Below are 9,379 nucleotides of genomic sequence, written 5' to 3'. Positions count from 1 at the left end.
ATCTTTTGACTGCGCGCAGGTGGTAAAAACAATGATGCTCTTGATAATGATGGAGCTATTTGGAAATTACGGTTTGTATATTTGAGATACCACTTTTGATTGGTATTCATAGCCGCGAGTAACGCAAAGCTCGATAATGTATATCGTTCTGCTAAAACTTCATGACTGAATAATCCCCACAAGCTTAGAAATACGGCAAAACAAAGTAGAATTGTTTTCTGTTCGCCCCGATTTTTATAGACGACAGCAAAGATCGCACCTGGCAAAAATAGCACGCCCAGAATACCTTGATCTGCCATAAAATAAAGATACATATTGTGGGTAGAGACATCAGCAACCATCCATTTGCGAGTCGATGCCAATCCATTTCCCCAAAATGGGCTATTGCCAAACATCAGCCACGCACCTGCGGCAACAGCTTGCCGATCCATCGCTGAATCTTCTGATAAAGAGGGGTTTTGAAATTCTTCTAATCGGTTGACAATATCCCAATTGGCTCCGCTCGGATCGCCTTTAAAATAATCTGTCATCAGCTTGAGTGGATTAATCGATGCTAAAAATATTACTAGCACTAGTGCTGGTAAAATAATTCTCCGCCGTTTGTCGCAGATGACTCGACCACCGATTAAGAACACCGTGCAAATTACCCAGCCGATAATGGCTCCACGCGAAAATGTTGTCATCACCCCAATTCCAGCTATTAATACTAAAATCCAGCGATATGACTTTTTAATAACGGTGATACTCATCAGCATTCCGAGCATTAAAGCGCATCCTGCCTTATTAGGATCGACATAAAATCCGGCTGGACGACCGACATTTACTTCGGTAAATATCCTCGGATTTAATAACTCAAATAGATTATTACCGACACTTAACAGGACGACTAACAAAATGGTAATTTTGATATGAGTTATCGATTTCTGCTGAAACATCGCATACATGACAACTATAAATAAAATTGATAAAATTTTAGATCTAAAGTCTGTAAATGATATTTCATCAGCACTAACTGTCATTAGTGATAAGAGCGACATCGAGGAATAGAAAATCATCCAGGCCAAGAGTGGTTTGGGGATATTGCCTGCCTTCTTGATAAATGGCAGTGATAAGACCGAAATTACCCCAATCCAAACAAGTGGGACGATCGACGTAATCTTTGCTGTAAATATGTAGTCTGCAAAGTCAGAAAAAAACAAAAATGTAGCAAGGATTGAGAGAATATACTGATACCGATCGGTAAAAACTTTAAGTGTGCTTCTCGGTTCGTTAAATTGCTCGATTAAATTAGTTGACATACGATATATAAATAATTACTGCGCCCGCTCGTCCCCGATCGAGAGACACTACAATCAGAGCGGATGGGTTTATACTACCTTTTAGAGAATAATATCTAATCCGGCAGATCTAGCCGATCGTTAGCATGGTAGTCGAGATTGGGAATCCAAATTTTAAGACATTTGGTGGATTTCGGAATGGTAAAAAGGTGCTATCTCTAAATTAGTTATCTTCAATTGCTAGGCGATCGCTACGATATTATTTGCCATCTTAGCTGATTTATTGGACTGGCAACATCAGCTAAACTATCCAAATAAGCGCGATGTTGCGTAGTTATCAAAAATAAGTAAGTGCCGAAAATGAATCGCTATATTTCCGCCCTATTGCAGATCGGCTGGATCTCGATGTTACTGGTTGGCTGTACGAGTCAGGATCGGGCGCGACCCAAGATCGGCTTATCTTCAACAGATCGCCACGACCTGCCGCCGACAACAAATTTGACGCTCGCCACCACGAGTAAACCAACCAATGCCAAATCAATCGTCACTTATGCATCGACTACGGCTGATTTGCTCAATCCAGAGCGAGGATTTCATAACGACATTGAATTGATGAGCGGTGGAGACTTTAGTGACGTGCGGCAAAAAGGCTATACCCTCTCGCGAGCTTATATTCGCCTAGATGAATATCGCAACAGTCCCTTACCCGCAGAATTTTTAGCCCAATTAAATCGGCAATTTCAACTAGTCCGGGCCGCCGGAATCAAGGTTGTCCCGCGATTTAGCTATAACTTTCCCACGGGTAATATTGCTAACTCTCCAGATGCCAGCCTAGAGCTGACTCTAGAGCATATCGCGCAGCTCAAACCCGTTCTGCAACAAAATGCTGATGTAATTGCCGCGCTGCAAGGGGGGTTTATCGGTGCTTGGGGCGAGTGGCACAGTTCGGGGAACAAACTCGACAGACCCCAGCCCAAAGCCAAAATTTTAAGCGCGCTGTTAACGGCGATGCCAGCCAACCGGATGGTGCAGATTCGGTATCCAGACGATATCAGAACCAACTATCCCCAAGCTCTCACCAGCGCGAACGCTTTTAACGGTTCTCGTCAAGCTCGTGTCGGCTTTAAAAATGATTGCTTTTTAGCAGGTCGCACCGATGCTGGCACCTACGAGCCAGATGTACCCGCACTCAAAAACTATATTAGTAAAATTGCGCCGTATATAGTTGTCGGTGGCGAAACCTGTCAGGTCAGACCTGCCGAACACCGGAGCGATTGCCCCACCGCAGAGGCTGAATTAGCCCGGTTTCACTGGAGTTATTTAAATGCTAATTTCTACGAACCCGCTCTCAACCGCTGGAAATCGGAAGGCTGTTATGCCCGGATCGATCGCAGTTTGGGTTACCGTCTGCAATTAGTCAAATCGAATTTCCCCTCACAAGTACAGGGCAATCGTCAGTTAAGCGGTAATTTTATTGTTAAAAATGTCGGTTATGCCAGTCCTTTTAACCCCCGCAATCTGGAATTAATTTTGCGCCATCGGCAAACTGGCAAAGTCTATCGTTTACCCATCCTTAAAGCTGGCAGCAAAACTCAAGATCCTCGGATGTGGTTGCCACAAGCTGGCGAAATTTCGGTAGATGTGCGATCGAAAATTCCTCAAGCTGCACTGCCCGGAGCATATGAGATCTTATTAAATCTCCCCGATCCGATGCCTAAACTTGCCAATCGTCCAGAATATTCGATTCGTTTGGCTAACGAACAAACATGGGAAGCCAAAACTGGATTTAATTCACTCCGTCGCACAATTCAGTTAGCAAAATAGCACTCAGCCATATATCTCAATCGGCAATGTTTTTTGAGTAATTATACCGATCTATAGGTCAAATAACACTAGCTGCGGCGATCCAAGTAGCTGTTTTTACATTACTGTTTATTACTAACTAGCTACAATTAAAGATCGGATTAGCTAATATAAATCTAATTATTATTTACACTATTACAACCAATGAAAGTTACTTTAGTTATTTATGGGCTGGGCAGTGGTGGCGCAGAACGAGTGATGTCAATTCTGGCAAACTACTGGGCAAGTCAGGGGTGGGAGATAACTTTAATTGTGTTAGTCCCGCCAACTAAACCACCTTTTTACGCATTAGATTCGCGCATTAAGCTCAAGTCGCTGGGAATTGCCGAAAAATCGGCTAGTTCGTTCGCTGCCATTCCCAATACCTGGCGGCGAGTAAAGATATTGCGACAAGAAATTATTGCCGATCGACCTGATGTAGTTATCAGTTTTATGGGTGCTGTTAATGTCTATAATATTCTGGCTTGCCGAAACTTGAATATTCCGACGATCGTCTGCGAACATACCTATCCGGGAGCTACAGATGCTAGCAAAATCTGGCAATTACTGATGAAATGGTCTTATCGCCATGCCGATTTAGTCACAGTATTAACTCAGAGTGCAGTGCCCTTTTATCCAACCGATCGCGGGTATCAGACGATCGTCATCCCCAATCCGGTGCTAACTCCACCCCCAATCGGCGTAACGGATCGATTATTGCCAGCTCCTAGCCTGATCGCGATGGGTAGACTCGATCCGCGCAAGGGTTTCGACTTGTTGCTCAGAGCCTTTCACCAAATTCATCCTCAATACCCCGATTGGCAGTTAACAATTCTGGGCGAGGGTTCGAGGAGATCGCAGTTAGAAGAGTTGCGATCGCAGTTGCAATTGACAGATTGCGTTCATCTTCCTGGTGCAGTTACTAATGTTCGAGATTACTTGGCGCAAGCCGAGCTATTTGTGATGCCATCGCGCGTCGAGGGCTTTCCGATGGCGTTGTGCGAGGCGATGGTTTGTGGTTTGCCCGTGTTGTCTACCGACTGTCTCAGCGGCCCGCGCGATATCATTGATAATGGGGTTAACGGTGTGTTGGTGGCTCCAGAAGATATCGATGCTTTAGCGACAGGATTGGCGGCGTTGATGTCCGATCCTGCCAAACGGCAACACCTAGCTGATAATGCGCCTAAAATTATCGATCGATTCGGTGTCGATCGAGTCATGGAGATGTGGACGGATGCGATCGAAAAATCGATTTATTACTGTCACAGCCGTCAGTTGTAATCCATATTCGAGTTAATATTCACAGTATCGCGATCGACATTTTAAATGCAGTTATCCAAAGTTAAATCTAAGCTCGTCGGTATTTATAATTACGCGATCGGTTTATTACCAGTTAAATTAGCAAATAAATTAATTTGGGTCGATCGTCAGATGGATTGGTCGATTTCTATTTATGAAGGTCGAGATTTTCTGAGCTTGAAGCCAACAGCAGTGGTGGAAAATCCAATTCTGAGCAGACGAGATGTAACTGATGTGTTGGCATCTTTTGTTGCCGATCCATTTATGATTAGAATTGGCGATGAGTGGTTGATGTTTTTTGAAATTTTCAATCATAAACAGCGCAAAGGAGAACTTGCTTTTGCACGCAGTCTAGATGGTTATAATTGGATTTATCAGCAGGTAATTATATCAGAAAAGTTCCATCTTTCCTATCCTTATGTATTTAAATTTGAATCTGAATGGTATCTAATTCCTGAATCGTGTGAGGCGAATTCAGTTCGATTATATAAAGCCAAAAAGTTTCCAGATACGTGGGAATTTGTGACCGAGATTTTAGTCGGTCAGCGATTTGTCGATGCCTCAATCTTAAATTTTAATGGGTTGTGGTGGCTGTTTGTCGGTGTCGAACCCAGTAATGGACTAGCTTGTAATCTGCTGAAATTGTACTATGCAGATCATCTTTTGAGTAATTGGGTAGAGCATCCCATGAGTCCAATTGTGAGTAATAATTCAGAGATATCTAGACCAGCGGGTCGGATGAGAAAAATTAACAATAGACCGATCCGGTTTACTCAAGATTGTCAGGTAAATTATGGATATAACGTGACGGCGATCGCGATCGAGTCGCTGACAAAAGATGAATATAGAGAAGCAAAAATCCATCCCGATGGGACTTATCTATTCGAGCTAGCCACTATGCCCTGTAACCGGGTGGGGATGCACCACATAGATTTCATTATGTTAAATGACGATCGATGTATTGCTTGTGTAGATGCTCGGTGATTGAAATCGTGTCAATTTTAGCATTATTTATTGACAGATAAAATCGATAACAGGGTACATATCTTAGGTAGTTAATTAAAAATTCGATCGTTAGCAGTATTAATTTTTTGAGTTTTCTTGCTGGCAAATTATGGAAACTAATTAGGTACGATCGGTAAAATGTTAAGATGGATATTCGGATGACCACCATCCCAAGATTTAGAGATTCGTTGGCGTAGCCTACCATAGGTAATCGATTGAATCTCAATCTAGTTATTTATCTAAATTGCGATCGATATTGATGAAAGTTACTTTATTTGTCTATGGACTCGGCGGTGGCGGAGCAGAGCGAGTGATCTCGATCGTTGCTAACTATTGGGTCTGTCAGGGCTGGGATGTAACTTTAATTATGCTACTCGCACCGACCGAACCATCCTTTTACCCACTCGATCCGCGCATTAAGCTCAGAGCCTTGGGACTGGCAGCAGAATCCGCCAATCCACTTATCGCGATTGCCAGAGCCGGACAGCGGATTGCCCGATTACGGCAAGAAATTATTACCAGTCAACCGGATGTCGTCATCAGTTTCATGAATGCGGTTAATGTGTATGCGATCGTCGCCTGTGCTGGGCTAGAGATTCCGACCATTGTCTGCGAACATATTTATCCCGGTGCGACAGATGCGAACAAAATCTGGCAATTTTTGATGAAATGGACTTATCGCTATGCCGATCTAGTCACAGTTTTAACCCACAATGCTTTGCCATTTTATCCGGCTGCACGGGGGTATCGGACGATCGTTATGCCCAATCCCGTCACTACACCAGCTCCCATCGGGGCAATGGAGCCATTATTATCTACCCCCAGCGCAATTGCCATCGGGAGACTCCAGCCTCAAAAAGGTTTCGATCTGTTGCTCAGAGCTTTCGCTCGACTGTACGCCAAATACCCCGATTGGCAGCTCACAATTCTGGGGGAAGGCCCGATGCAAGCTGAATTAGAAGAGTTACGATCGCAGTTGCAATTAACAGATCGCGTCCATTTTCCGGGTTTAGTTACCAATGTGCGAGAATATCTGGCTCAAGCCGATTTATTTGTGATGCCATCTCGATTTGAAGGCTTTCCGATGGCGTTGTGCGAGGCGATGGCTTGTGGTTTACCCGTGCTGGCGGCGGACTGTCTGAGCGGCCCCCGCGATATCATCGTAGATGGGGTTGATGGCGTATTAGTGGCTCCAGAAGATGTGGATGCCCTGACGACACAATTGGATGCGTTGATGTCCGATCCCGCCCGACGCAAGCAATTAGCTCTTAATGCGCCCCAAATTCTCGATCGATTTGGTGTCGAGCGAGTAATGGGGTTGTGGCAGGATGCAATTGACAGCGTTATCGATCGAAAACGGCGTTAGTTGCTACCGACAACCTCAGCGGTTAAAATCGTAGGCGTTCTTAGGTAGCAACTTGAATTAGTTACGAAATAGATGCTGATGTTGGGGATGATATAGTTGCGATCGGGTCTGAGTGCCTTCAGCAATCTGGGCTAAGGCGGGACTAATAATATACATCGTCGTCCGCACGAGATTTTCTCTAGCAGTGACTAGAACCATCTCTGATAAGGGTACAACCCAAATTCGTTCATCTGCCCACCCCACTCGGAAACAGATGGCTACAGGCGTTTCTGGGGGGTAATGCTGGAGTAATTGGGCTTGCGCTGTCTTGACATGACGAGCGGCGAGGTAGAGACACAAGCTCGATCGATGAGCTGCTAAACTAGCTAAATCTTCGGCAATGGGGACGGCAGAAGCTCTCCCAGTCGGACGGGTGAGGATAATTGTCTGGACGATTTCGGGAACGGTAAGTTCGACTTGGAGTTTCGCCGCAGCAGCTTGAAAGGCACTAATTCCGGGGACTAATTCGACGGTAATATTTGCAGCTTTGAGCGCGTGGATTTGTTCGGAGATGGCACTATACAGCGTCAAGTCACCAGAGTGCAATCTGGCGATATTCAAACCCAATCCGACCCGCTCGACGATAATTGAGATAATCTGTTCGAGCGTCCGATCGCTAGTTTTAATAATTTCGGCATCGGGGTGGGCGTGCGCTAAAATCCGATCGGGAATCAACGAATCGGCATAAAGAATTACATCCGCAGTCGCAATGATTCTTTGACCTTTGACAGTTAATAAGTCTGGATCGCCAGGGCCGACACCAATAATATACACTTGGGGCATGAATTTTTAATGCTCGGTCAATTCGACTTTACTATTGTATCCATCATCATCTTGTGCCGCTCGTGGCATTTTGGACATGTCCAGCCGATTGAGTAGATTTAGATAAATCTTTCTATATTTTGTCTGATTTTTACCCCTGTTTTCTCCCATGTATAAGTGCTCCATGCAAGCTGATGACCGTATTCCCCAAAAGATTTACACTTTTGAGGCGAATCGAGCATTTCGATTAACTTATTAGCTAGCTGTTGATAATTATCTACTTCGACTAGATAGCCACTTTTACCTTCAATAATAAATTCAGGTCTCGATCCTCCATAAGTAGAAATGATTGGTAGCTGATGAGCCATTGCTTCAAAACACACATTTAGATTAGGATCGAATCTAGTTGGCAGACAAAATACAGCAGCTTTTTTGTAATAATTAGATACTTCAGCTAAGGGGACTTTGCCAACAATATTACAATTAGGAAGGCTTAATTTTGGCGAACAACCGACAATATTTAAAGTTGCATTAGGAAATTTATTCAATAAAATTTTGAAGGCTTCTACAAGAATTGGCCCACCCTTACGTTCCCACTCGACCCCAACAAACAAAATATTTTGACTACTATATCTTAGATCGTCAAATACTTCCATTTGCGACACGTTTACGCATGGGCCGCAAAGCACATTTACTACTTGTTCGGGATTACAATTATAATCCTGCACGATCGAATCAGCAACATTTTTACTCATAGTAAAATTCATCGCGGCATGATGATAAATCTCTTGTTCGCGTTCGATCCACGAACTAGAAGGCAGATGTTTTTGATTAAAACCCTGATAAGTTAAATTAACTAAGGCAGTACGATCGGTATAAACAAAATGAGGTATTCCGGGAATACTCGCATCAAACAATGACTGTAATTAAAATGTAAAGAGGTAATCTCGCTCTGCAAATCTCTCCAGAATAAATGCTCTGAGCTTATTGAAAAAATAATTGGTAACTAGTCTTCTGCTAGCCATATTAATCTGGCGATTGAATATGTCTAGTCCATATTCTTTAATAGTATGGAAAATAGTCGCTAAGTCTTTAGTATTAACCACTCCTGAGAACAGATCGATTACTTCGACTTCGAGACTGGGAAATTCTCTAGTCAGGATTTCATAGACTATTTCGTTGACATTCGAGAAACCTCCATACTTTACAAAAAGTATTTTTCTTTTGCCGTTCATCACTATCTCCTGGTATTAATGATAAAACTAAGTGGGGCATTCTCAATAGTCGGAAAGTCAGTTGTTGCTCAAATCTAGATTTATTCTGCTATTTTAAATTCAAGAATCCCGATCGTTCAGAGCATATTTATGAAAAGCGACTTCAAAGTTGAGTCCGTAAATATTATCTTTAATCATGAACGATTTTCGAGGATATAAATACATCCGATCGGTAGATGACAGATTATTCTAATAATCCAAATGTCTTGACTCAAGTTGTCGCCTTTTTTCAGCTCTATGCACCTAGTCATTAAACTTCTTGCAAAAGTAAAAATGCAATCATTTATAATGTCGTTTTCGTCCAGTTTCCCTAAAGCCTAATACCTGACTTACGGTATTACCCTACTATTAGCGATCTAACTAATTACCTGAATTTGCGAACCTTTACTGGTTTTCTGGACTTCGATTCGAGTTTGAAATGCTTCGCGGAATTGAGGCATGTGAGTTACGGTTAGGATACAGGCGAAATCGCTAGAAATAGCATTAATCGCCGAAATCAATCGATCGCAACCTTC

The 9,379-nt window shown here is 43.2% G+C and carries 8 protein-coding genes; 4 read left to right on the top strand and 4 right to left on the bottom strand.

Annotation, left to right across the window (positions count from 1 at the left end; translation table 11 throughout):
• Positions 1 to 1,298: O-antigen ligase (locus Q0R35_RS08760; RefSeq protein WP_295616280.1), on the bottom strand; the 1,298-nt coding region annotated here is incomplete at its 3' end.
• A 339-nt stretch (positions 1,299 to 1,637) separates the two neighbouring features.
• Between Q0R35_RS08760 and Q0R35_RS08755 the strand changes: the two genes are divergently transcribed.
• The 4 genes from Q0R35_RS08755 to Q0R35_RS08740 all read left to right on the top strand — a co-directional run bounded on the left by Q0R35_RS08755 (position 1,638) and on the right by Q0R35_RS08740 (position 6,789).
• Positions 1,638 to 3,101: a DUF4832 domain-containing protein gene (locus tag Q0R35_RS08755; protein WP_295616277.1), complete on the top strand. Its 1,464-nt coding sequence runs from the start codon at positions 1,638 to 1,640 to the stop codon at positions 3,099 to 3,101.
• 183 nt (positions 3,102 to 3,284) lie between these two features.
• Positions 3,285 to 4,400, top strand: a complete 1,116-nt coding sequence (locus tag Q0R35_RS08750) for a glycosyltransferase family 4 protein (RefSeq protein ID WP_295616274.1) — start codon at positions 3,285 to 3,287, stop codon at positions 4,398 to 4,400.
• A 45-nt stretch (positions 4,401 to 4,445) separates the two neighbouring features.
• Positions 4,446 to 5,402, top strand: coding sequence for a hypothetical protein (locus Q0R35_RS08745; protein WP_295616272.1), 957 nt, complete (start codon positions 4,446 to 4,448; stop codon positions 5,400 to 5,402).
• A 280-nt stretch (positions 5,403 to 5,682) separates the two neighbouring features.
• Entirely contained in the window at positions 5,683 to 6,789 is a 1,107-nt protein-coding gene (locus Q0R35_RS08740; RefSeq protein ID WP_295616269.1) for a glycosyltransferase family 4 protein, read from the top strand.
• Between the two features lie 57 nt (positions 6,790 to 6,846).
• Here Q0R35_RS08740 and cobM read toward each other — a convergent pair whose 3' ends face one another.
• From cobM to Q0R35_RS08725, 3 genes are all read right to left on the bottom strand, one after another.
• A complete protein-coding gene (cobM, locus tag Q0R35_RS08735; protein WP_295616266.1) occupies positions 6,847 to 7,611 on the bottom strand; it encodes a precorrin-4 C(11)-methyltransferase in 765 nt (254 codons plus the stop codon).
• Between the two features lie 98 nt (positions 7,612 to 7,709).
• Positions 7,710 to 8,507 (bottom strand): glycosyltransferase family 4 protein, encoded by a 798-nt coding sequence (locus Q0R35_RS08730; protein ID WP_295616263.1) that lies wholly within the window; start codon positions 8,505 to 8,507, stop codon positions 7,710 to 7,712.
• Between the two features lie 9 nt (positions 8,508 to 8,516).
• Positions 8,517 to 8,825, bottom strand: a complete 309-nt coding sequence (locus Q0R35_RS08725; RefSeq protein WP_295616260.1) for a hypothetical protein — start codon at positions 8,823 to 8,825, stop codon at positions 8,517 to 8,519.
• Between the last annotated feature and the right edge of the window lie 554 nt (positions 8,826 to 9,379).

The organism is Chamaesiphon sp. GL140_3_metabinner_50 (assembly GCF_025361915.1).
In the GTDB taxonomy this organism is placed as follows: Bacteria; Cyanobacteriota; Cyanobacteriia; order Cyanobacteriales; family Chamaesiphonaceae; genus Chamaesiphon.
Note: the sequence above shows the minus strand (reverse complement) of the source record. Positions and strands in the feature narration are given on the sequence as shown.

What these genes read in the sequence shown, in the direction of transcription:
- Q0R35_RS08755 (WP_295616277.1), top strand. Translation starts at nt 1,638, where the DNA reads ATGAATCGCTATATTTCCGCCCTATTGCAGATCGGCTGGATCTCGATG.
- Q0R35_RS08750 (WP_295616274.1), top strand. Translation starts at nt 3,285, where the DNA reads ATGAAAGTTACTTTAGTTATTTATGGGCTGGGCAGTGGTGGCGCAGAA.
- Q0R35_RS08740 (WP_295616269.1), top strand. Translation starts at nt 5,683, where the DNA reads ATGAAAGTTACTTTATTTGTCTATGGACTCGGCGGTGGCGGAGCAGAG.
- cobM (WP_295616266.1), bottom strand. Translation starts at nt 7,611, where the DNA reads ATGCCCCAAGTGTATATTATTGGTGTCGGCCCTGGCGATCCAGACTTA.
- Q0R35_RS08745 (WP_295616272.1), top strand. Translation starts at nt 4,446, where the DNA reads ATGCAGTTATCCAAAGTTAAATCTAAGCTCGTCGGTATTTATAATTAC.
- Q0R35_RS08725 (WP_295616260.1), bottom strand. Translation starts at nt 8,825, where the DNA reads ATGAACGGCAAAAGAAAAATACTTTTTGTAAAGTATGGAGGTTTCTCG.